Raw genomic sequence first — 24,697 nt, 5'->3', positions numbered from 1 at the left:
CCAACTCCTGTCAGTGGCTAAGAATAATTGTGCGATCACCAGACAAGAACACACGACGTTCAACATGATGCTTAAGCGCGTTAAACAGCGTGATACGTTCGACGTCCTGACCTTTTGCGATCAAATCTTCCGGATAATGAGCATGCCCCACTTCCTGAATGCCCTGTGCGATAATCGGACCTTCGTCCAGGTCATTGTTGACATAATGAGCGGTCGCACCGACCATCTTCACGCCTTTTTCCCAGGCTTGATGGTAAGGTCGTGCCCCTTTAAAACCAGGCAGCAATGAGTGGTGGATGTTGATCGCTTTGCCGTCCAACTGCTCACACAACCAAGGTGACAGCACCTGCATGTAGCGCGCCAGGACCACCAGTTCGATATCATATTCGTCAAGCAGGCGAACAATTTCAGCCTCTTGCTGTGGTTTGGTTTCTGCGCTAACCGGAAGATGGTAGTAAGGGATGTTGTGCCATTTCGCTAACTCTTCCAAATCTGGGTGGTTAGAAATGATCAGTGGCACTTCCACTTTGAGCTGGCCGGTACGGTAGCGATACAATAGATCGTTCAGGCAGTGATCGTATTTCGACACCATGATAGCCATACGGGTACGATGACCCGGAGCCGTCAAATTCCATTCCATAGAGAAGTCTGCCGCACGAGCGCCAAACGCTTCATCAAATGCCTCGGGTGCAAACGCATCCTGTTCGGCCGGCAAAAATTCGATACGGATAAAGAACTGGCCAGAAGCTCGGTCATCAAATGACTGAATTTCTTCAATATAATGCCCTGCTTCAGCAAGGTAACGTGTTACTACGTCGACCGTTCCGACAACACTTGGACAGCGGGCAGTAAAAATCCACGGTTGAGTCATATTCGTCATAGATCCCTCTACTCAAATAAGACCGGCACATAAAGTGCCGGTGAGGTTAGATGTTGTGGTAAGTATTATTTTTCAATCGCTAAGCCGTATTCCAGGCTCGCATCCTGAAGCCACAACCACAGGTAATCAGCGAAGCTGCGGCGAATCACTAACTCGAAACGCTCATCTTCGATGCGGCGGATGATTGCGCCGCTTTTTGCGAACACACTCGATACCACTTTACCTGCCGGGAACTCGCTTGGGTGGAAATCGATTGGACACGATTTCTTCAGCACGTCGACCGCAAATGGGCCAGACAGTTCCAGAATGGTTGAGCCGCCACTGCCGTTGACCAGCGAGTAGTGTCCTGGCAAACGCTCACGGAAAGCCGCTTCGACATCAAATGCTGCCAGACCAGGAACGGTGATCAGCCACTCATCAGGAGATAACCAGCGCGCTGCGTAGTCACCTTTTGAGGTTGAAGTCAGCGGTTTCAGTGGCAGCGGGAAGCCCAGAATGGACTCCACTGCACTGGTTTGCTCTTCATTAGATGCATCACAGCGCAGTGTCAGGTGACCCATCAGTTTCAGCTCTTTCAGGACCACGCCTTTGCCTTTCGCCGGCATGCTGGCCAGTTTATCCAGCTCAGCGTGGTGCAGTGGCGATTCACCCAGGATTTCGCCACCAGGGATCTGGTTCATCAGGTCAACGCCACCTTGAACGTTTGCTTTATCAATCACAACAGAATCAGACATGTTGGCGCTCTCCTTTTGGATCCAAGAAAATAGGGCTACAGATTTCAGCTTCGATAACAGAGCCATCAACCTGCGGGTAGAATACTTTCTCACCCATGCGGTTCAGGCCACCTTTCACAAAGCCCATCGCAATACTGCGGTTCAGGTTCGCACTCCAGTAACTTGAAGTGATATGACCTACCATTGGCATCGGAATTGGTGCATTCGGGTCAAAGACGCCTTGTGAACCTTCCGGCAGTACCACGTTTGGATCAATCGTTTTCAGACCAACCAGTTGTTTACGGTTATCACGTACACAGTCTTCACGCGCCATACCACGCTTACCGATGTAGCTGAATGGTTTGCTGTTCGCCACACACCAGCTCATGCCAAGGTCGTGTGGATGAACACTGCCGTCTGTATCCTGACCTGCGATAATGAAGCCTTTTTCTGCACGCAGAATGTGCATGGTTTCAGTACCGTACGGCGTGATGTTGTACTTCTTACCGTGTTCAATCAGTTTCTTCCAAACGTGCATGCCGTAGTTAGCCTGAACGTTGATCTCGAATGACAGTTCGCCGGTGAACGAGATACGGAAGATACGAGCCGGAATACCCGCGACTGTTGCTTGCTGCCAGTCCATGAACGCAAAGTTATCTTTACTCAGGTCTGCGTCAGTCAGCTCTTCCAGCAGTTTACGGCTGTTCGGGCCGGAAATCGTTGCTGTCGCCCAGTGGTCAGTCACAGAAGTGAAGTACACTTCCATATCCGGCCATTCTGTTTGATGGTAAAGCTCAAGCCATTCCAGAACGCGCGCTGCGCCGCCAGTAGTGGTCGTCATCAGGAAGTGGTTTTCGCCCAGGCAGGACGTTACACCATCGTCGAATACCATACCGTCTTCACCACACATCAGGCCGTAACGACACTTACCGACGGGCAGTTTCGCCCAAGCGTTGGTGTACACGCGCCCCAGGAACTCGCGGGCATCTTTACCCTGGATATCAATTTTACCCAGCGTTGATGCATCCAGAATGCCTACTGACTCACGGACTGCCAGACATTCGCGGTCCAGAGACTGTTGCATGGTTTCATTACCTTTCGGGTAGTACCATGGTCGTTTCCAAAGACCGACATCTTCAAATTTCGCGCCGTTCTCCAGGTGCCACTGATGCATTGCAGTGTAGCGTTTAGGATCAAACAGCTCTTTACAGTTACGGCCGGCAATCGCACCAAACGTCACAGGTGTGTAGTTTGGACGGAATACGGTAGTCCCTGTTTCAGGGATGGTCTTGTTCAGTGCTTTCGCAGTGATTGCCATACCGTTGATGTTACCCAGTTTGCCCTGGTCTGTACCAAAGCCCATAGCGGTGTAACGTTTTACGTGTTCGATTGACTCGAAACCTTCACGACACGCCAGCTCGATACCGGCGGCAGTGACATCGTTCTGGAAGTCTACAAACTGTTTGGGTGCTTTAGACGTTTTCTTATCGTGCGGGATATGGAAAAGCGCCATCGGTTTTGCTGGAGTTTCAGTGTTCAGTGCTGGCATAGCAACGTCAACCGCGCTTAAACCAACTTCCTGAATCGCTTTGATACCAGCTTCGATACCTTGCTGCATTGCCGCTTCAGTGGTGAACTTACCAGTAATAGCACCGGCAATCAGTTGCTTCTGCTTAGTTGCACCCGGTACAAAACCAATCACTTCATCATCCCAAACCGGGCGGCTGCCAGTATGGCAAGACAGGTGCACAACCGGGCTGAAACCGCCAGAGGTTGCAATGGTGTCGGCAGACAGGATTTCGCCTTTACCACGCAAAGCATTACCGTTGGCGTCGATTGGAGCCACGCGAACACCGGTCACACGTTTGCTACCTTGTGCTTCAACCACTGCAGACCCTTTGATGACACGAATGCCAGCCTGAGTTGCTTTGTGAATCAGAACGCTGTCAGCCTGAGCACGGGTATCAACCACAGCCACAACCTGACGGCCGGCTTCATGCCAGTCCAGTGCAGTCTGGTAACCGCTGTCGTTAGTGGTCATGACGACCAGTTTTTCGCCTGGTACAACCGAGTAACGGTTGATGTAGGTTGAAATCGCACCACACAGCATGCTGCCTGGCAGGTCATTGTTACCGAACACCAGTGGTCGCTCGTGCGCACCCGTTGCCAGTACAACCCATTTCGCACGGACACGGTGCATGCGCTGACGGACAGTATTCACCGGAGCCAGATCAGCCAGGTGATCAGTACAACGTTCATGAATGGTCAGGAAGTTATGATCATGGTAGCCGTTCACTGTGGAACGAGGCAGTAGCATCACTTCCGGACAAGATTTCAGCTCAGAGACCACGTCGTTTACCCACTCTGTCGCAGGACGATCGTTGATTTTCTCTTTTGAGCTCAGCAGTGAACCACCCATTTCAGATTGTTCATCAGCCAGAATGACACGTGCGCCGCTGCGTGCTGCAGCCAGAGCTGCCATCAGGCCTGCAGGGCCGGCACCGACAACCAGAACATCACAGTGCTGGTTCACGTTTTCGTAGCGATCCGGATCGTTTTCCAGTGGAGAACGGCCAAGACCTGCAGCGCGACGAATGAATTTTTCGTAGGTTTCCCACATAGACTTCGGATACATGAACGTCTTGTAGTAGAAACCAGGAGGCATCATGCTGCCACCGACTTTACCAATGATACCCATCACGTCGGTTTCAACATTTGGCCAGCCGTTAGTCGACTGACCGACGAGTCCGTTAAACAGCTCTTGCTGTGTACCACGAACGTTTGGAACCTGAGTCGCTTCAGTGGCGCCAATTTGGAAAATTGCATTTGGCTCTTCTGCGCCCGCCGCGACAATCCCGCGTGGACGGCTGTATTTAAAACTGCGGCCAACAACATCAACACCATTCGCCAGTAGTGCCGATGCCAGCGTATCGCCTTTAAAACCACGATAAGACTTTCCGTTGAACTGGAAAGTAACAGGTTGTGAGCGATCAATACGGCTTTCCGCTGCAATACGATTTACCTGTGTCATCCTAACACTCCTTTACTCCGCAACCACTGATGGTTGCTCTCCAATTTTGTAGACTTCTTTGATTTCGTAAGTCTGTGTATCGCGGGTTACGTTGAAGAACTTGCGACAGCCTGCTGAATGCACCCACATTTCGTGGTGCAGACCACGCGGGTTTTTACGGAAGAACAGGTACTGACCCCACTCTTCGTCTGTGCATGAATCCGGGTCCAGAGGACGCTGAATGTGCGCCTGGCCCTTAGCATGGAACTCTTCTTCTTCACGATACTCACCGCAGTGAGGACAATAGATCAGCAACATAATACGTCTCCTGTTAGTGCGCTACGCCTGCGGCACCGTGTTCATCGATCAGTGCGCCATTGTTGAAACGGAACATTGAAAATGGCGCCGCCAATTCATGCATTTCACCTTTCGCCAGGCTCGCAGCAAATACGTTGCCCGATCCCGGGGTCGCTTTAAAGCCACCAGTACCCCAACCACAGTTGAAGAACAGGTTCTCGACCGGAGTCTTAGTCATGATTGGACATGCATCCGCTGTTGTATCAACGATACCGCCCCACTGACGGTTCATGCGAACTCGTGAGAAAATTGGGAACATTTCAACAATTGCCTGCACGGTGTGCTCAATGGTTGAATAAGAACCACGCTGACCGTAACCGTTGTAGCCATCGATACCTGCACCGATAACCAGGTCGCCTTTGTCCGACTGGCTCACGTAGCCGTGAACGTGGTTAGACATGACAACAGTGTCGATGATTGGTTTGATTGGCTCAGAAACCAGTGCCTGTAGCGGGTGAGATTCCAGCGGCATATCGAAACCGGCCATTTTCGCCAGTACGCCAGAGTTACCTGCCACCACACAACCTACGCGGTCGGCCATGATGTTGCCGTAACGGTTGGTTTTCACACCAACAATCGCACCATCTTCGATGATCATGTCAACCACTTCGGTTTGCTGAATCAGGTCAACACCCATGCTGTCTGCGCCGCGGGCAAAGCCCCATGCAACCGCATCGTGACGTGCCACACCGGCGTTAGGCTGCCATGAAGCGCCCATCACCGGGTAACGTGCGTTTTCAGAACAATCCATGTGAGGAACAATTTCTTTCACCTGTTTTGCGTCCAGCACTTCACCTTTAATACCGTTCAGACGGTTAGCAGCAACACGACGTTCGATATCACGCATATCTTGCAGTGTGTGGCCCACGTTCAGACAGCCACGCTTAGAGAACATCACGTTGTAGTTCAGATCCTGTGACAGGCCGTCCCACAGTTTCAGTGAGTGTTCAAACAGGAATGCGGCTTCGTCCCACAGGTAGTTTGAACGCACGATAGTTGTGTTACGTGCTGTGTTACCCCCACCCAGGTAACCTTTTTCAATCACGGCTACGTTAGTAATGCCGTGCTCTTTGGCCAGGTAGTAGGCTGTTGCCAGACCGTGACCGCCGCCACCAACGATGATGACGTCATATTTCTTTTTCGGAGTCGGATTACGCCACACGCTCTGCCAGTTTTCGTGGTGAGATAGCGAGTGCTTAAAGAGACCAAAGCCGGAATAATGCTGCATTGTTTTGTTCCTTCATTTCAGCCAAAATCCAAATGTCATCACTGACATTTACTGGTATGCCGGGAAATCACGACATAGCGCTTGGACGTTGTTGCGTACTTGTTCAATCACAAGTGCCAGCGCTTGCGGTTCGTTGAGCACATCCAGGATGTCTGCAATCCAACCAGCCAGAGCTTCACACTCAGTGACACCGAATTTACGAGTCGTCACCACTGGCGTACCGATACGCAGACCAGAGGTGACGAATGGAGACTGAGGGTCACCAGGAACCGCGTTTTTGTTCACAGTGATCCCCGCCTGGCCCAGTGCTGCATCAGCAGCTTTACCTGTCAGACCCTGACGAATCAGGCTCAGCAGGAACAGGTGGTTGTCTGTGCCGCCAGAAACAACATCGAAACCGCGCTCGATGAAGACTTTCGCCATCGCCTGAGCGTTTAGAACTACTTGTTTCTGGTACTCAGCAAATTCAGGCTCTAATGCTTCTTTAAACGCAACAGCTTTTGCTGCGATAACGTGCATCAGCGGGCCGCCCTGACCACCTGGGAATACAGCTGCGTTAAGTTTCTTTTCCAGCTCGGCGTCACGAGAGATGATCAGACCACCACGTGGACCACGCAGAGTTTTGTGTGTTGTGGTCGTGACCACATCAGCGAAAGGAACCGGGTTCGGATAAACACCAGCAGCAACCAGACCAGCAACGTGTGCCATGTCCACAAACAGGTAAGCACCAACTTTGTCTGCGATGTCACGGAAACGAGCCCAGTCAACAACGCGTGAGTAAGCTGAGAAGCCTGCTACGATCATTTTTGGTTTGTGTTCCAGTGCCAGCGCTTCAACTTCGGCGTAGTCAATTTCGCCTGTTTCTTCGTTCAGACCGTACTGCACGGCATTGTAGATTTTACCGGAGAAGTTCACGTGAGAACCGTGAGTCAGGTGACCACCATGAGCCAGGCTCATACCCAGAACTGTATCGCCTGGTTCACACAACGCCATGTAGACCGCTGCGTTTGCCTGAGAACCTGAGTGTGGTTGTACGTTGGCGTACTCAGCGCCGAACAGTGCTTTAGCACGATCGATCGCCAGTTGTTCAACATCATCGACATATTCACAACCGCCGTAGTAGCGTTTTGCCGGGTAACCTTCAGCATATTTGTTGGTCAGCATGGTACCCTGAGCTTGCATAACGCGCGGGCTGGTGTAGTTTTCCGAAGCAATCAGCTCGATGTGGTTTTCTTGTCGCTTTTCTTCTTTAGTGATCGCCGCCCACAGCTCGCTGTCGTACGATTCGATTGTCTGGTCTTTGCTGAACATGTCGTCTCCTTGGTATGATCTTTTTTCCTTTATTCGATTGATGCCGGATTCTGGTGTTATCTGGTACACAGTTGAGCCTTGTGTCATCCAAAAACAGAAACCGTAATCACAACGCAATAGTAACGAATCGGTAACATGCTACTTGCGTAATCGCGCCGTTAGATTGCGAATTTGCGACAAGGTCAAAAAACGCACATAACCTTTTGTTAAATATAAAAAAACCGGAGTTTATAACTCCGGTTTTGCTAAAAACGCCGTTTTACGACAGATAAAATCGCTACAATTTAAAGCGGCCGACAATAGAACCAAGCTGAGAATTGACGCTGGCAATCTCTTCCGCGTCACGCAGTGCCTGCTGTCCGTTCTTGTCGAGATTACTCACGATGTCGCTGATCGCATTCATGTTACGACTGACTTCCTGAGTGACGCTACTCTGTTCTTCAGCGGCAGTCGCGATCTGGGCACTGAGATCATTGATCTCATCGACAAAGCGGGTCAGGGTTTCCAAGCTCGCTTCCACATCCACTGAACCGTCTGCAGTTTCCTGACAGCGCTCTTTGGTGTAGCGCATCGAATCGACAACCGTCTGACAACCGCTCAGCAGGTCGCTCAGCGCTTCTTCTATTTCACCGGTACTCTCTTTGGTGCGACTGGCCAGTTTACGTACTTCATCCGCCACCACAGCAAAGCCACGCCCCTGATCGCCGGCACGCGCCGCCTCGATGGCCGCATTGAGTGCCAACAAGTTAGTTTGCTCGGCAATATCACCAATCACGGTCAGAATCGTGCTGATATTTTGCGTCTGATCATTCATCTTTTGCACGTCCAGTGACGCTTTCTCTACATCCGCAATCAAGGCCGATACGGTCTGTTTCGATTTGTCGACAATACGCCGTGATTCATCACTGGTTCTGTTAGCTTGCTGAGTCAGACTGGCTGTATTGGCAGCATCGGTCGCCATAGAATTCGCCGTTGCGTCCATCTCCTCTACTGCAGTAACAATTTGCTCAGTTTCGGTGACATGGCTTTGCAGAATATCCCTGTTGCTGCTCGACTGCTGACGCAGACGCTGCACGTTGTCCTGCAATGAGCCACTGGCCTGTTTGACTTCCAGCATCATGTTCTGCAGATCTTCGATAAAGCGGTTTACCCCCTGCGAAATCTGGCCGATGTCATCGTTCGAGGTTACGGTAAGGCGCTGGGTTAAATCGCCGTTACCACTGGACAGATTTGCAATAGTATCTCGCAATGAAATAATTGGCCGGTAGAGGAAATTAATTAGAACGAACGCAATCAAGACACACAGTGTTGTCGCCACCACAGTGACCAGAATAGCATTGGTTCTGGCATCTTCTAATTGAGCGAAGGCAACCGACTTATCCAGACCAATGGCGTAATACCATTTTTTGTCGCCGGCATGAATGATGTGAGAGAACAGAATTTTGTCCTGCCCGTTAAGATTGTACTCAAACACGGCTTTGTCTTTCCCGACCGCATTTAAAGCCGCCTCTTTAAACCACGGATAATCCGTACCTTTGTCGCCACCTTTGATTACAGTTGAAGACGATGCCAGTAACGTGGTGTTCTCATTCATGATCACAGCGACCGCACCCGGGATAGCCGTTTTGACCATATCGTTCAAAAACGATAAGGTCATGTCCGCGGATACGGTACCACCCTGCATTTTTTCGATGATGGTGACCCAGTTAGCTCCGTCAGTGCCCTTATACGGATCGGTGACTGTCACGCCGGAAGCGCGCTGCGCCGCCTGATACCAGGGCCGCTGGGTAACATCACCATTGAATTTGTGGTTTGGCCAGTTGGCGGTCGCGATGTTCCAGTAGGCATCACCGTTATCAAATGCCAGCACCGCGCTTTCCAGATTGAGTGCGTTAGCCAGAAACTTGGTCTGGTTAATCAGTTGATCGGCAGAGCCGCTCATCTGCTGATTTTTGTACTGTTGAGCAATTTTGCTCACGCCGCCTACTTTTTCATTGATGTAGGAGCTGATCATGGCCGCTTGCTCTAGGACAAAACTGTTACTTTGAGCCATAATACTTTTAGTTAAAGAAGTTTTTTGCTCGTAGTACGAGGCGAAATTAGCCAGTGCTACGGAGATTGCAACCAGTAAGATAACGGACAATAATAAAGTCCTTTTTAATCCCATGTTTTTCATTTATTTTTCCATCTCGAATGGTGATTTATGGCAGTATTAACTGGATACTTTAATATTAAGAGAGTTTCATACCTAATGAAAATGACCTAAATCATTTTCTTGGAAAAAGAGTAGCACTCATATCATCTGAGTGCTTAGCTTCTCACGACATCTAGTGAATTTTTATAACCAATAATGGAGAGAAAATGAGTAGCGATAACGGTGGTGTTCCCCACCCTAGTGGCAAAGCAAACCCGATTGATACGGATTACACCGTTGGTCAGGACAATGTTGTTCTGTCCGTCGGTCCGTTTGGTCTGGACATTCATAACCGTGTTTTCGCGGTATCAGGTTTGGCGATTGTCATCTTTGTATTTGCAACCCTAATCTTTCGCGAACAAGTCGAACCGCTGTTCCTTGACCTGCGGGCATGGCTGACATCCAGTCTGGACTGGTTCTTCCTTCTTTCTGGTAACATATTTGTTGTCGTCTGTCTCGGACTGGCCATATCTCCTCTCGGCCGGGTACGGATCGGCGGTACGGATGCAACACCGGATTACAGCTATTCAGGCTGGCTGGCCATGTTATTTGCGGCCGGCATGGGGATTGGCCTGGTCTTCTTTGGCGTTTCTGAACCCATGACCCATTTTACAACCGCGCTGGGCGGCCCCACTCTAGAAAATGGTGTGCGTACCGACTGGGCACCGCTGGGTGGTGCGATGGGCGATAGCGAAGCCGCACGTTCGCTCGGTATGGCAGCGACGATTTACCATTGGGCACTGCACCCTTGGGCAATATACGCATTGCTGGCTCTGGGACTGGCTATTTTCTCGTTCAACAAAGGGTTACCACTGACTATGCGTTCAGTGTTCTATCCGCTGTTTGGTGAACGCGTTTGGGGCTGGACCGGTCACATCATTGATATTTTGGCTATCGTGGCAACAGTGTTCGGACTGGCGACATCTCTGGGCTACGGCGCGTCTCAGGCTGCGACCGGGTTAAACTTCTTGTTTGATATCCCACTGACCGACACCACGCAAATTATCCTGATCATTGTGATCACAGCATTTGCACTGCTGTCTGTATTGGCCGGCCTGGATGGCGGCGTAAAACGTCTGTCAGAAATGAACATGCTGCTGGCCGCGCTGCTGCTGTTTTTCGTGGTAGTCATTGGTCCGACTGCCGCCATCCTGCTCGGTTTTTTCGACAATATCGGTGCTTATCTGACCAACTTCCCTGCACTGTCTATGCCATTTGGCCGTGAAGATGTGAACTATTCTCAAGGCTGGACATCGTTCTACTGGGCATGGTGGATTTCATGGTCACCATTCGTCGGTATGTTCATTGCACGTGTATCACGCGGTCGGACCGTACGCGAATTTATCGTCTGCGTGCTGATTGTTCCGTCAACCGTGTGTGTGTTCTGGATGACGGCATTCGGTGGTACCGCGATCAGTCAGTACGTCAACGACGGTTATAAAGCCGTGATGGAAGCAGACCTGCCATTGAAACTGTTCGAAATGCTGGAAGTCATGCCTCTGCATGAAATTACATCATTCATCGGTATCGTCCTGGTCGTTGTGTTCTTTATCACATCATCGGATTCAGGTTCACTGGTTATCGACACCATTGCTGCCGGCGGTAAAGTTGATGCGCCAACACCACAGCGCGTATTCTGGTGTACCTTCGAAGGCTTGGTCGCGATAGCATTGCTGCTAGGTGGTGGTTTGGCCGCGGCGCAGGCCATGGCGGTGACAACCGGCTTCCCGTTCACTATCGTCTTGTTGATCGCGACAATATCGCTGATTAAAGGCCTGATGAGTGAACCACGGGTTAAGAAAGCCAAATAGCGGTTGACTTTAAACGACAATGGGCAGGCTCCGTGACCGAGTTTGTGTAACGGAGCCACTCATTGATAAAGAGACACAGATACGAAAAAAGCCTCGCAGTCTTCACTGCGAGGCTTTTTATATGAGCACTAAACGCTAACGGCAGAGCATCAGGCCTTGTTCTGGCCCAGCAATTCCTGCGCTTGCGGCTGTGTCATCGTAATATGCAGATCGCGCTGCGGAAAAGGAATGGTCATGCCTGCTTCCTCAATCTTACCTTTCACCTGGCGCTGAATGCTCCAGTAAGTTTCCCAATATTTATCTGTGGTACACCAGGCACGTAATTGCAGATTCACTGAGCTGTCCGCCAGCATCTGAACCATCACCTGAGGTTTCGGATCCAGCATGACCGCTTCATGGCTGAGCGCTAAATCCTGAAGCACTTTCAGACCGGTTTCAATGGAATCCTCGTAAGAGATACCCACCACAATTTCCATACGACGACGGCCATTTCGGCTGAAGTTACGAATAGTGGCGTTCCAGACAGTGCGGTTCGGGCTGGAAATATACAGGCCATCACCGGTTTCAAATACTGAGGTAAACAAGCCGATATCTTTTACCGTACCGCTGTAACCGGCAAACTCAACGAATTCACCTTTTTTAATCGGTTTCAGGAACAGAATCATAATCCCCGCAGCAATATTGCTCAGGGTATCTTTTAATGCCAGACCAATTGCTAAACCGGCAGCACCGACTAAGGCAACCAAACTGGTGGTATTGACACCAAACAGATCGAGAATAATGACCAGAGCGAGAATGTAGACAATATAACCACCGACTTTAGACATCAGAGAAGCGACAATCTCATCACCATTGCTCACTTTCATGATGGCTTTCTGAATACCGGCACGCAGCAGTTTTGATGCGATAGAAGCAATCACTAAAATAAGCAGGGTTAAAATTGAGTTCTGGATGATATCCAGAATCAACGCCTGATGTGTCTCGTAAAAGCTGACGAGTAACTCCATTTTTATCTCCGTAACGGGTTATGGATGTTGTAAAACAGTGCCCGGTGATATCCGTCGGGCACCAGCATTTGACAGCGCTAACCCACGCTGCCCTGAATCAGGTAAATGTTATAACTTAAATAACACAGAACGAACACTCCCCCTTCCAGGCGGGAAATGGTTTTCGCTTTGCCAAGTTTGACTGCGGTCAGCAACAACAAAGCTGTAAAGAACAAGACCGATGACCAGTCGCGCCAGAAAATTTCCGCGCCAACATCAGAAATGGGTTCAATGACACCGGCAATACCGACGACCGCCAACGAATTAAACATGTTCGAACCGACAACGTTACCTACGGCCAGATCATGCTCACCTTTGCGGGCGGCGGCTAATGAAGCGGCCAGTTCAGGTAAGGAAGTACCCAGCGCGACAATGGTCAAACCTATTGTCAGCTCACTGACACCCAGTTCCTGTGCAATATTGACCGCACCCCATACTAAGATACGTGAACTGGCGACCAACAGTACCAAACCGGTAACGAGCCAAAAAATAGCGCGGGACAAGGTCATAGATTGCGGCATCACCTGTTGTTCCACTTCAGCCGGTAGCTGGCTTTTTCGCGAGCGCAAAGCACTCAATAGTGACCAGCCGACAATGCTGACGAACGCCGCTAAGAGCAACCAGGCCTCAATAGAACTGATATCGTGATCCCACAGCATCACCCCCAATACCAGAGTGATCAGCAGCAGAATTGGTAACTCTTTCCGAATAATGGTCGAGTGCACAGCTAACGGCGCTATCATCGCCGTCAAACCAAGGATAAGACTGATGTTGATGATATTGGAGCCGAGTGCATTACCCAAAGCCAACGAGGGATTGCCATCCAGTGCGGCCATCGCGGATACCACCATCTCAGGTGCTGAGGTACCAAAACCTATCACCAGCATACCAACCACCAATGGCGGTGTACCGGCATAACGCGCACTGACTGCAGCACCTTCGATAAATCGGTCTGCACTCCACATCAGGAGAATGAATCCGGCAACAATTGCCAGTATCGAAAACAACATAGTTTCAGTCCTACTATCTATACATGCTTAAAAACGGGGAAATAAGAAGGATGTATGAGTCAGTATCAAACTATGGCGTTGTTCTAATAAGTATACCAAATTATCACTTTCAATTGTGACAACAATTTGGGCTCACCATGCTTATTTTTGCAGTCGGTATAAAATTTGTGGTCGGCATAAAATTCAGCCCAGCCGAACATTCGGATGAGCTGACTGATAAATCAGATTAGATAGACGCTAGAGCTTCTGATTGAACTGGCTGACCGCATCCACAACTCGCTGTGAACCACGCTGAATATCTTCCATCACCTGTCCGGCCTCTGTCGACAGCTCCAGCGTTTCGGCGGCCTGGGACTGACAGGCAGCAATCAGTTCCACCGCATTACGGGTTCGTTTCAGGTTTTCGGTGACGACAGTACTGATTTCTTCCGTGGTACTGTTGGTACGTGATGCCAACTGTCTGACCTCATCAGCAACCACCGCAAAACCACGGCCCTGTTCACCGGCACGCGCTGCTTCAATAGCTGCATTGAGCGCCAGTAGATTTGTCTGGTCAGCGATACCACTGATACTGGCAACCAGATCATCAATACGTTTAGACTGCTCATTAAGTGCTTCAATGCCCGCACTGGCCTGTTTCATCTGTGCGACCAGCGCGTCCATTTTTGCAATAGTCGTACTGACAACCTGTTGCCCTTGCGCAGTCTGTTGGCCGGTAATTTCCGACACATCAAAAGCGATTTTTGCCGCTTGCGACACCGCAATTTCCTGATTAACCAGCTCGGTGATCACGGTCGCGAATTTCACCACTTTATACAGCTCACCTTCCGAGTTATGAATCGGGTTATACGAAGCCTCAAGCCAAACGTCCTGGCCGTGACTGTCTATACGTTTAAAACGGTCAGAGACAAATTGACCCGTTGCCAGTTTACGCCAGAACTCTTTGTATGCGGGTGAATTTACCTCAGCTGAATCACAGAAAATACGGTGATGTTTACCAGCGATCTGCTCATTATTGCGATAGCCCATGGTACGCAAAAAGTTCTCATTGGCGCGCAAAATAGTCCCGTCAAGCGAAAACTCAATCACCGCGGTGGAACGGTTGAGCGCCTTAAGCATATCCTCATGCTCTCGGGACGTTTTGATGGTCCGTGTCAGCTCAGAACCATAGAGAATAAAGCTTTCCAACTTACCTTTACTATTCAGGATCGGCTGCAGAATGACGCGTATCCAGGCGTCATCACCGTTATTTTTTTCGATCTGCAGAGCGCCATTCCAGTGCTCTTTAGTCTCAATAGCCGCTTTCATACGATTAAAATGCTGGGTGGTTCGGGCTTTCTTGGGTACAAGCTCTACCAGAGGCTTGCCCACCAGCTTTTCAGCCGCCAGACCCAATTCCGTTTGCAGACGGTGATTGACGGAAGTCACGACTCCATTAGCATCCAGACTGATTCGCATCATATCTTCGTCAAGACTGTCACGTACCTGCTCTAAAGAATAAAGTGCTTCACGAAGCCGCTGATTTTCCAGCTGTAATGACTTATTGAAAAACATAGTGACCCTTTTAAAACGCCGAAAGTATAAAAACAATTCTAGACCATTACCGTTCACAGAGCGGATTCTGACCTGAATGATGAAAAATGCTTCTGATTGAACAGTGTAATAGGTAAGCCTCAAAACATGCCAGATTTTTGTTTCTGTTGATAATTTTATGGCAGACGAACGGCAATTTGACGCTTGATACACGTCCATCATGTACCCAGATAAACCAGAGTGTATCGCCGTTGATACATTCACAAAACTGAATACCGCACAACAAGAATGAAATGGTCACCGACCATCCAACAACCAATAATAACAATTCAACAACAAGATGAAATAATGATTCATTGACAAAACCCGTTCGCAATCAGTGAACACGGCACCGCCACTGATCGTAAGTGACGAACGATGTCAGTGCATAGTTATTTATCAAACCGATAACTATCTCTTACCTCGCAACTATAAGGAAATTGCTATGCTTAATGGTCTGCCAGCCGTGATGCTTTGCGTTGTTTCAGTCTCTGCATTTGCTCAAACGGATGTGATTCTACTTGGAACCGGTACGCCGGTTCCTGATCCGGAGCGTAGTGGATCTTCAACTGCCATTGTCGTTGATAATGAAGCGTACATATTTGATGCCGGCGGCGGCATGGTGCAACGTGCCCTACAAGCTGCGCAGCGATACCAACTGGAGGCGCTTTATCCGACCAATATTCGTCATCTGTTTTTAACCCACTTGCACAGTGACCATATCCTTGATGTCCCTGAATTAGCTGCGACCTACTGGTGGCGGCGCGAGCATCAACTGGAAATTTACGGTCCGGTGGGCACCCAAAAGTTCATGAATGGTTACTATGATATGTTATCGGTGGATACTGATTTACGTAATTCGGGTAAACAGCCCGTGAAAAACCCAACCTACTATCAGGCCAAAGTCACCGAGTACAGTCAGAGCCAGGTAGTGTTTGACGATGGTAAAGTCACGGTCGAAGCCTTCAACGTTCCGCACGGCGCGATCACCCCTGCCTTTGGTTATAAAGTCACCACACCAGACAAAGTGGTGGTGATCAGCGGCGACACCGCCTATACCGACATCATGGCCGAAAAAGCTAGCGGAGCTGATATACTGGTGCATGAAGTCATCAGTGAGCAGGGGCTTTCCCAACTGACTCCGTTCTGGCAAAGCTATCATTCTAGTAGCCACACCACCACATCCAAACTGGCACAAATTGCCCGTAAGGCCAAGCCCGGCAGCCTGGTTTTAACCCATATCTTGCACTACACTGCACCGATTGAAAGCGTGAAGACCGAAATAGAGAGCCAGTATGGCGGTACTGTGGTACTGGGGAATGACCTCGACCGTTTCTGATCAGGCCTTTCCATCCTCGGCAACTCACCGCAAGTAACAAAAAGCCACCGTGATATAAGGTGGCTTGTTAGACTATGGGCTGATTTAACCTAGTTGTCCGGACAACGCCGATACGTAATGAATGGCATCGACCAGCTCTTGTACACTGATGGTGCGCGGCATATTGCCCATATCTGAGGTATTGACCGACGCAGTGGCAATATCAAACAGTTCCGTCTCTGTCAGTTCGGCAATGTCAGCCAGGGTGACCGGAATACCACAGCGTTTTGCTAAATCAATTTCTGCCAGGATTTCAGCGTCTGTTCGACCTTCCAGCACTTGCAGTACCAGGTTGCCAAAACCGACCAGCAAACCGTGACCAAAATCGCGGGTTTTCGGATTGGTGGTAAAACCGTCAAACAGTGCATGCGATGCCGCAACGTGATCACCTACGCCCATAATTGAGGTAAACCCGGCAAACAGCACGATAGCATCGGCAGCACCTTCGAGTGCGTCGCTAGATCGTTGCTTCGCATTATCCTGCATCGCCTGCTCACCGTAATCACGGATCAGGTCGTAACACAAACGGCCATTCGAATATGCGGAATAGTTAAAGCTGCATTTAGGCAGGTTATCGGCAATCGCACGGAACTCGTACAGTTTTGCCAGCGTGTCACCCAGACCCGCCGACAGCCAGCGCGGTGGTGCATGAGCAAGGATATCGGCATCAATAACCAGAGCCAGCGGTGCTTTAGCCAGCTGCTTCATGCCCATATAGTGGCCTGACTCATCGTACATCACCGTCACGGTTGAAGATGCAGCACACGTGGCAGCAATGGTGGGAATGGTTACAACCGGCAGTTGCAGGTCATCGGCAACCCATTTGCCCATATCAATCGCTTTACCGCCGCCGATAGCAAAGATCACATCCGCACCGGCACGCTTTGCCTGCTCGCTGAGACGCTTCATATTCACTTCCGTCACTTCGCCGCCGTACCAGCTGTCGGTTAGTTCACGGCTGCCCTTTACGCGTTGCAGTGTTGGCAATGTCACTGACAGCGCGGTCTTGCCTGCTACAATAAACACACGTTGCAGCGAATCACTCAACGATGAAAAGACGTTATCCAGACAATGACTGCCTTTCAGAATTTGGTGCGGAAGTGAAACGGTTTGAGTTTGCACGGTAATAATCCCTGTATCCTTTATATCTGGCGCCAATCTACAGAGTAGGCCCGGTGATGAGTATCGAATTCTTTGCAACTGAGCCATGAATTAAATTCATCGCTCAGGCTTGTCATCATTATGGACCAACCGGACCAGTTCTTCATTATTCAACCGAATGGGTAATGAATATCGAATCAGTTAAGCCAGATATTTATCCATTTCGTCCGCAGGCACCATTCCGCCGCCGGTTGCCCAGATAACATGCGTGCAATCTGCCAGGCGGTCCATATCAACATCGAGCGATCGCAAATAGTCCTTGTGCTGGCTGACCACGACCGGGCCATACACCGCCGCCGCCGCAGAAGGTTCAACCCGTATATGCTCACTGCTGTCCAAGGCTTTCAGCCACCGCAGCATGTGTTCATCACTGATGGTGTAGTAGCCGTCAATCAAACGCTGCATGGCTCGGCCGACAAAACCGGACGGACGCCCGACCGCCAGACCATCGGCGGCGGTTTTATTATCAACCCCAATATCTTGCACACAGATCTCGTCATGCAGGCCGGTGTGTACGCCGAGCAGCATCGCAGGCGAATGGGTCGGCTCGACGAAAATGCAGTGCACATGATCGCCAAACGCCAGCTTGAGGCCAAACCCCACCCCACCCGGCCCGCCACCGACACCACATGGCAGGTAGACAAACAGTGGATGCTCAGCATCGACCACGATGCCTTGCTCATCAAACTGAGCTTTTAGACGTTCTCCCGCAACCGCATAACCGAGAAACAGTGTTTTGGAGTTTTCGTCATCAATAAAGAAGCAATCTGGATCACTTTCTGCTGCTGCACGTCCCTGCGCCACCGCCACTCCGTAATCCTGCTCATACTCAACGACTGTCACACCATGTGCCCGCAGCTTACGCTTTTTCCACTCGCGTGCATCTGCCGACATATGAACGGTGACATCAAATCCGAGTTTTGCACTCATGATCCCAATCGACAGACCAAGGTTGCCGGTTGAACCGACTGCGATGCGGTGGCGGGCAAACAGCGCCCGGCACTCCTCACTGAGTAACTTGCTGTAATCGTCACTGAGCTTGAGTAACCCGGCTTGCAGAGCCAATTTTTCCGCATGGGTCAGCACTTCATAAATGCCACCGCGCGCTTTAATCGAGCCCGAGATCGGCAGATGGCTGTCCTGTTTGAGATACACCGTGCCGATGGCTGCCAGACCGGACTCCGCAATCAACCGTTGTTGCAGTTGGCTGACCGGCGTCAGAGGCGATTCAATAATACCCTGGCTGGCGCGGGTGTCGGGAAACGCCTGCATCAGATAAGGGGCGAAGCGACTCAGACGGTCACTGGCGGCTTTCACATCATTGGCATCCAGACCCACATCAGGCAGGGCCGTTTTTAGGTCAGTCACCGCGGGGTTGAACCAGCAGGTTTCCTGTAACTGAATCAACTGCTGTACCAAGGGATAACGACTGACTAACGGTTCAATCTCGGACTGATTCATTTGCTTTCCTTGTGATCTCAGACGCTCAGGTCACGGCCAACGTGCACCTGAGCGCGATATAGTAAAACTAAAGCCACCTGGTCAGAGTGACCATAACGTCAGAGTAAGCGCTACAATGTCAGACAGCAACGGGCGACCACAGTTGCGCGCTCAGCGAAGGTATCGATAAAGCACGTTTCGCGCTCAGTATGCGCATAAGCGCCAACCGGACCGGTGGCACAAAGCGTCGGAATACCCATTGCCGATGTCCAGCCGGCATCTGAGCAGCCGCCGGTGAACTCTCCGTCCACCGAGAGGCCAATCTTCGCCGCTTGCTGCTTATACAGAGCCAGCAGCGATTCGCTGGCATGCTCTTCAAACGGCAGAAAGCCAGCGATTTTACTTAAGACCGCACGGGCGCCCTGTAAGCCATGTCCGGCGACGCACTGCTCCAGCAGCGCTTCAATTTCAGCCACCTGATCTAAACGCATAAAACGCACGTCCACTTTGGCCGAGGCAAACGGCGCCACCGTATTAGGCGTGGTCCCGCCTTCAATCACGCCCACGTTAGTGGTGATACCCTGCTCATAATCGGTCAGTTGATGAACAGCACTGATGATACGAGCTAAGGCTTCAATTGCGCTCACCCCGTCCTGATGGCACACGCCAGAGTGAGACGCCACGCCTGTCACTGCTATCTGATACGTGCCGCCGCCTTTGCGTGATTTCACCACATTACCGGACACCCGTCCCGGCTCAGCATTAAAGACTGCCGTGGCTGGCTTGAGGTATTTTTCAATCAAAGTTCGGCCCTTGGGTGAGCCTATCTCTTCATCTGCGGTAAAAAACAGATTGACCCGAAACGGCAGCGGCGTGACAGCATTCAGTTCATGGAACGCCTTTAAAACAAACATGTTCATCACCAAGCCGGATTTCATATCGGCCACACCCGGCCCGAACGCCTGATCGCCTTCAATCCGAAACGGACGCTCTTTAACAGTACCGCCTTTAAATACGGTATCCATATGACCGGTCAGAAAAATGTTCTGCTCACTACCGCTGCCGACCGAGGCAAACAGAGCATGGCTATCGTTTTCATCCAGCGCAGTCACCGCAATTCCGCTTTGTTCCAGTACCTGCTGCAATATGGCGCGTACTGCCTGCACGCCTTTCGGCTCATGGCTGAATGAGTCGATATTAACAATCTGGCCCAGTACCTCAACCATGCGGGGCTGATTTTCCTGCAACCAGGCCGCAACAAAATCCATTGGTTCCTCAAGCTGCATCGCGCTTCTCCTTAATGGTGCTGCCGATTTCTGCCAGTTCCCAGAACACCCCTGCCATCATTTGTAACGCTTCTTTGGCAACCGAGCCCAGCATATGTTCATTCGGGCCGTGCTGTAAACACGCCGGATAAGAATGTGGAATCCAAACCGTTGGTAAACCTAACGTTTTAGCAAAACAGTCGTTCGGTAGAGAACCGCCCAGGTTAGGCAGCAATGTTGGCTGTTTGCCGGTCGTGCGTGCCACCGAGTCGAGAATCCAGTCAACCCATGGGTCATCGGGATTAAGACGGGTCGCTTCCATTTGCACCACACCGGCGGCTTTGACTTCGACATCATCAAAGCCCTTTTCCAGCAGATGCGCTTTGATGTGCTCGAGGAAACGATTGCTGTCACTGCCGACCACGTAGCGGATTTGAGCATGCAGAGTCGCCGAACCAGGAATGGCATTGGCCGGTGATGCCGGGTTACCGGCTTTCATCGATAAGATCTCGAGCGTGTTCCAGCCAAATACACGTTCTGCAGGTGATAATCCGGGTTCACCCCAGTCAAGACAAATTTGCGGGTCGTTCGGCCCTGTGCCGACCGGAATATCCTCCACCGCTTTTTTCACCGCCTCGGGCAGCGATTGCGGCAACAGTCCCGGCACCAGAATGCGGCCTTTTGCATCCACCAGTGAGCCCCAGGCATGAGTCAGGCGCGTCGCGGCATTAGACAGCAGTCCGCCCCAGTTACCGGAGTGATGACTGCCATCGCGCAGTTTGACATTCAGGTCAAAATTGAGCGAACCGCGCGAGCCTAAAAACACGGTCGGCAGCTCGGCACCGGCACGCGGCCCGTCCGAGGCAATAAACAGATCGGCGGCCAGACGCTGCTTATTGAGCGCACAAAACTCGGCCAGACCGGGCGAGCCGGCTTCCTCGCCCATTTCCAGCAGCAGTTTGACGTTAAAGCCAAGTTTACCGCGCGTTTCCAGTACGGTTTTCAATGCCGCCAGGTTGACCGAGTGCTGGCCCTTGTTATCGGCCGTACCACGACCGAACCAGAAATCCCCTTCGACCGTCACCTGCCACGGCTGTAAACCATCACGCCACTCATCGTCATAGCCACGTACCACATCACCATGTCCATAGGTCAGCAGGGTAATGTCATCCGGGTTTTCAATCCGTTCGGCCAGCAGAAACGGCCAGGCAGCCGGGTCATCCGATGCCGGATTTGGCAGCACTTCGCAAGTAAAGCCCATCTCGGTTAAACACGGTATCATTTCATCGCGCAGATAATCGGTTAACGCAGGAAAACCATCCGGCGTCTGACTTTCACTGCGGATCGCCACCCGGGCGCTCAGCTCTTGTAGAAATTTACCTGAATCAAAGTATTTGGTGATCTGTTCAATCGCATTTTCACGACTCATAATGACTCCTTGAAGGCGTAGTACGTCCCACCCACCTTGGCGGACGCAGAGAGAAATTAAATACTAATGGAGAAAGGACTCAGGTCAGTTTGAGCACGCTGACCTGAGGAACTACTCAATCAATCGTGGCCGAAGCAATACTGGCTTAACTGGCCTCCTGCCAGTTTTCGATGTCCGGCAGACCCTGGCTTGGATCCGGAGTCAGTATCGAGGCCAACAGAGCACGGGTATAAGGATGCTGTGCATGATGGAAAATCTGCTCACAATCGCCCTGCTCAACCAGTTCGCCGCGATACATCACCATGACCCGGTCAGCCAGATGTTCCACTACCGCCAGGTTATGGCTGATAAACAGGTAGGTCAGCCCTAGTTCGCGTTTCAGTTCCAGCAGCAGGTTAAGGATCTGCGCCTGAACCGACACATCCAGTGCCGAGGTCGGCTCATCACAGACCAGAATTTTCGGTTTGAGAATCAAAGCACGCGCGATAGCCACACGCTGACGCTGACCACCCGACAACTGGCCCGGGTACTGCTCGAGTAAGCGCTCTGGTAAACCGACACGCTGGGCAATGTCGCGCACCTGCTGGTCCTGCTCGCTGCGGCTGCCGATGTTGTGTAGTTGCAGCGGCAGACGGATAATGTCGTCTATCTTTTTACGCGGATTGAGCGAAGAGTACGGGTCCTGAAACACCGGCTGAATCACTTTCGCCAACGCCAGTCGATCGCTCAGATCAATTTGCTTATCTTCGATCAGTACATCACCGTCACTGGGTGGCAGCAGGCCAAGAATCATCTTCGCCAGGGTACTTTTACCGCATCCCGACTCACCCACCAGACCCACCACTTCACCGGGTTTGATACGCAGTGAGACCTCATTGACCGCGGTAAAGCGGGTTTTCTCTTTCCACATCCCTTTCTTGATGTCGAAATGACGGGTCAGATTGCACAGTTCCAGAGCATAATCCATTATGACGCCTCCTGAATCGGATAAAGCTGATTGATACAACGTACCCAGTGTTCGCCGCCGGCCGACGCCAGTTCGACATCCTGCTGCGAACACTGCGCGCATGCACTCGGACACCGGTTAGCAAAAGCGCAACCGGTCTGATTACCGATAAGGCTCGGCACCACGCCGGCAATGGTCGCTAATGTCTCGCCCGGTTTGGTTTTGCCCGGAATCGGAATACAGTTGATCAGCCCTTGGGTATAAGGGTGCTGCGGTGAGGTAAAAATCTGCTCTGTCGAAGCGGTTTCCACCACTTGTCCGGCGTACATCACCGCGACCCGGTCCGCAATCCGCGCGACCACGCCCAGATCATGGGTAATGAAAATCACCGCCGTACCAAACTCCTGTTGCAGTTCGCGGATCAGCTTGAGAATCTGAGCCTGAATAGTCACATCCAGCGCCGTGGTCGGCTCATCGGCGATGATCAGATCCGGCTCACACATCAGCGCCATGGCAATCATCACCCGCTGACGCAAACCGCCGGACAGTTGATGCGGATACTGGTTCAGCCGCTCTTCCGGCATCGGCACCCCGGCACGTTCCAGCAGATAAATCGCCCGCTCACGCGCCTGCTGTCTGGTGACGTTTTTATGAGCCAGAATTCCTTCACACAGCTGATCGCCAAGCTTGTAAGACGGATTGAGCGAGGTCATCGGCTCCTGAAAAATCATCGACATACGCAGGCCACGCAGTGCATTACGTTCCTTTTTACCTATCGTCAGCAAGTCGTGACCAGCAAAATTCAACCTCTCGGCGCTGCACCGGGCGCGCTTAGGCAGCAGATCCATCAATGCCATTGACGTCATCGATTTACCACAGCCTGACTCACCGACGATACACAGCATTTCGCCCTTATTAACCGTCAGGTCAATGCCTCGTACTGCCTTGAGTGAGCCATTGGCTGTGGGCAGTGAAACGGTCAGTCCTTTAACATTCAATATCGGTTCCATCGTGTTTCTCCCTTTCATCCTTGAGCAGTTAACTGCGGTTTTGCGGCGCATTGAGGTCACGCAGACCATCACCAACCAGATTAATTGCCAGCACCAGAATCATCAGAGCTATACCGGGGATCGCGATAACCCAGGGCTGAAAGAACATATAAGATTTGCCTTCGGCCACCATCAGGCCCCACGATGGTAATGGGGGCTGTACACCCAATCCGAGGAAAGATAAGGTCGCTTCCAGCAAGATGGCATGCGCCATTTCCAGCGTCGCCACTACAATCAGCGGGCTGAGAATATTCGGCAGCAATTCGCGGGTCAGAATATAGGGCGTTGATGCGCCGAGCACCTTGGCTGAGGCGATAAACTCTGCTTCACGTAACTGCTGGGTCGTCGCTCTGGCCACCACCGCAAACCGGTCCCACAGCAACAGACCAAGCAGCACAATCACAATCTCGAGAGATCCCCCCACCAGGGAAGCCATCGCCAGTGCGACCAGAATCACCGGCATCGCCAGACGCGTGGTGATAAAGTAACTGATCACTGCATCAGTGCGGCCACCAAAATAACCGGCCAGCACGCCCATCACGGTGCCGATCAAGCCCGAAATCGCCGCGGCCGCCAGACCGATCAAGAGTGAGATCTGCGCGCCGTACAGCAGGCGACTGAAGTAATCACGCCCCAGTTTATCGGTACCGAGAATATGCTCCCAACTGCCCTTTTGATTCCATACGGGCGGAATCATGCGCTGGGTAACATCCTGTGCATATGGGTCGTGCGGGGCAATCAGCGGCGCGAGCAACGCACTTAACGCTACGATAAGCAGTATACCCGCACCCAGTGCCAGGCTGTGATGACCAAGAATGTTATTGAGACCTTTGCGCCAAGCCGGCACTTCCGGCAGCGCTGAATTCGCGGATGATGACAATGTGATCGTACTCATCT

General features: G+C 51.3%; 19 protein-coding genes. 2 read left to right on the top strand and 17 right to left on the bottom strand.

Features of this window, described 5'->3' with window-relative positions:
- Positions 1 to 10 precede the first annotated feature (10 nt).
- The 7 genes from purU to J0X00_RS18800 all read right to left on the bottom strand — a co-directional run bounded on the left by purU (position 11) and on the right by J0X00_RS18800 (position 9,552).
- Positions 11 to 880 (bottom strand): formyltetrahydrofolate deformylase, encoded by an 870-nt coding sequence (gene purU / locus J0X00_RS18830; RefSeq protein WP_218563161.1) that lies wholly within the window; start codon positions 878 to 880, stop codon positions 11 to 13.
- A gap of 65 nt (positions 881 to 945) precedes the next feature.
- A complete protein-coding gene (locus J0X00_RS18825) occupies positions 946 to 1,614 on the bottom strand; it encodes a sarcosine oxidase subunit gamma family protein (RefSeq protein ID WP_218563162.1) in 669 nt (222 codons plus the stop codon).
- Positions 1,607 to 4,624, bottom strand: a complete 3,018-nt coding sequence (locus J0X00_RS18820; protein WP_218563163.1) for a sarcosine oxidase subunit alpha — start codon at positions 4,622 to 4,624, stop codon at positions 1,607 to 1,609. The genes J0X00_RS18825 and J0X00_RS18820 overlap by 8 nt, the downstream gene beginning before the upstream one ends.
- Before the next feature lie 12 nt (positions 4,625 to 4,636).
- Positions 4,637 to 4,921, bottom strand: a complete 285-nt coding sequence (locus J0X00_RS18815; RefSeq protein ID WP_136487490.1) for a sarcosine oxidase subunit delta — start codon at positions 4,919 to 4,921, stop codon at positions 4,637 to 4,639.
- Positions 4,922 to 4,934: 13 nt separating this feature from the next.
- Complete coding sequence (locus J0X00_RS18810; protein ID WP_136487491.1) at positions 4,935 to 6,188, bottom strand: sarcosine oxidase subunit beta family protein; 1,254 nt, start codon at positions 6,186 to 6,188, stop codon at positions 4,935 to 4,937.
- Positions 6,189 to 6,236: 48 nt separating this feature from the next.
- Positions 6,237 to 7,499, bottom strand: a complete 1,263-nt coding sequence (gene glyA / locus J0X00_RS18805) for a serine hydroxymethyltransferase (protein ID WP_136487492.1) — start codon at positions 7,497 to 7,499, stop codon at positions 6,237 to 6,239.
- Between the two features lie 277 nt (positions 7,500 to 7,776).
- Positions 7,777 to 9,552 (bottom strand): methyl-accepting chemotaxis protein, encoded by a 1,776-nt coding sequence (locus tag J0X00_RS18800; RefSeq protein ID WP_348984822.1) that lies wholly within the window; start codon positions 9,550 to 9,552, stop codon positions 7,777 to 7,779.
- Positions 9,553 to 9,860: 308 nt separating this feature from the next.
- Here J0X00_RS18800 and J0X00_RS18795 point away from each other — a divergent pair, with 308 nt between their 5' ends.
- Positions 9,861 to 11,504 (top strand): BCCT family transporter, encoded by a 1,644-nt coding sequence (locus J0X00_RS18795; RefSeq protein WP_282477463.1) that lies wholly within the window; start codon positions 9,861 to 9,863, stop codon positions 11,502 to 11,504.
- Positions 11,505 to 11,653: 149 nt separating this feature from the next.
- Here the strand turns inward: J0X00_RS18795 and J0X00_RS18790 are convergent, their stop codons facing one another.
- The 3 genes from J0X00_RS18790 to J0X00_RS18780 all read right to left on the bottom strand — a co-directional run bounded on the left by J0X00_RS18790 (position 11,654) and on the right by J0X00_RS18780 (position 15,114).
- Positions 11,654 to 12,511: a mechanosensitive ion channel family protein gene (locus J0X00_RS18790; RefSeq protein WP_136487495.1), complete on the bottom strand. Its 858-nt coding sequence runs from the start codon at positions 12,509 to 12,511 to the stop codon at positions 11,654 to 11,656.
- A 77-nt stretch (positions 12,512 to 12,588) separates the two neighbouring features.
- A complete protein-coding gene (locus J0X00_RS18785; protein ID WP_136487496.1) occupies positions 12,589 to 13,560 on the bottom strand; it encodes a calcium/sodium antiporter in 972 nt (323 codons plus the stop codon).
- A 237-nt stretch (positions 13,561 to 13,797) separates the two neighbouring features.
- Positions 13,798 to 15,114 carry a PAS domain-containing methyl-accepting chemotaxis protein gene (locus tag J0X00_RS18780; protein ID WP_282477462.1) on the bottom strand — a complete coding sequence of 439 codons (1,317 nt, stop codon included), beginning with the start codon at positions 15,112 to 15,114 and terminating at the stop codon, positions 13,798 to 13,800.
- A gap of 463 nt (positions 15,115 to 15,577) precedes the next feature.
- Between J0X00_RS18780 and J0X00_RS18775 the strand changes: the two genes are divergently transcribed.
- Positions 15,578 to 16,471: an MBL fold metallo-hydrolase gene (locus tag J0X00_RS18775; protein ID WP_282477461.1), complete on the top strand. Its 894-nt coding sequence runs from the start codon at positions 15,578 to 15,580 to the stop codon at positions 16,469 to 16,471.
- Positions 16,472 to 16,555: 84 nt separating this feature from the next.
- Here the strand turns inward: J0X00_RS18775 and J0X00_RS18770 are convergent, their stop codons facing one another.
- From J0X00_RS18770 to J0X00_RS18740, 7 genes are all read right to left on the bottom strand, one after another.
- On the bottom strand, positions 16,556 to 17,632 hold the full coding sequence (locus tag J0X00_RS18770; RefSeq protein WP_282477460.1) for an iron-containing alcohol dehydrogenase family protein: 1,077 nt from the start codon (positions 17,630 to 17,632) through the stop codon (positions 16,556 to 16,558).
- A gap of 180 nt (positions 17,633 to 17,812) precedes the next feature.
- Positions 17,813 to 19,132, bottom strand: coding sequence for a D-serine ammonia-lyase (locus J0X00_RS18765; RefSeq protein ID WP_282477459.1), 1,320 nt, complete (start codon positions 19,130 to 19,132; stop codon positions 17,813 to 17,815).
- Between the two features lie 110 nt (positions 19,133 to 19,242).
- A complete protein-coding gene (locus J0X00_RS18760; RefSeq protein WP_282477458.1) occupies positions 19,243 to 20,397 on the bottom strand; it encodes a M20 family metallopeptidase in 1,155 nt (384 codons plus the stop codon).
- Entirely contained in the window at positions 20,387 to 21,805 is a 1,419-nt protein-coding gene (locus tag J0X00_RS18755; RefSeq protein WP_282477457.1) for a M20 family metallopeptidase, read from the bottom strand. Before J0X00_RS18755 ends, J0X00_RS18760 begins: the two co-directional genes overlap by 11 nt.
- Before the next feature lie 145 nt (positions 21,806 to 21,950).
- Entirely contained in the window at positions 21,951 to 22,772 is an 822-nt protein-coding gene (locus J0X00_RS18750; protein ID WP_136487501.1) for an ATP-binding cassette domain-containing protein, read from the bottom strand.
- Positions 22,772 to 23,761: an ABC transporter ATP-binding protein gene (locus J0X00_RS18745; protein ID WP_282477456.1), complete on the bottom strand. Its 990-nt coding sequence runs from the start codon at positions 23,759 to 23,761 to the stop codon at positions 22,772 to 22,774. Before J0X00_RS18745 ends, J0X00_RS18750 begins: the two co-directional genes overlap by 1 nt.
- Positions 23,762 to 23,789: 28 nt before the next feature.
- Positions 23,790 to 24,695 (bottom strand): ABC transporter permease, encoded by a 906-nt coding sequence (locus tag J0X00_RS18740; protein WP_282477455.1) that lies wholly within the window; start codon positions 24,693 to 24,695, stop codon positions 23,790 to 23,792.
- Positions 24,696 to 24,697: the final 2 nt, after the last annotated feature.

The organism is Vibrio sp. ABG19, from assembly GCF_029962385.1.
GTDB classification, from domain to species: domain Bacteria; phylum Pseudomonadota; class Gammaproteobacteria; order Enterobacterales; family Vibrionaceae; genus Vibrio; species Vibrio ostreae.
Note: the sequence above shows the minus strand (reverse complement) of the source record. Positions and strands in the feature narration are given on the sequence as shown.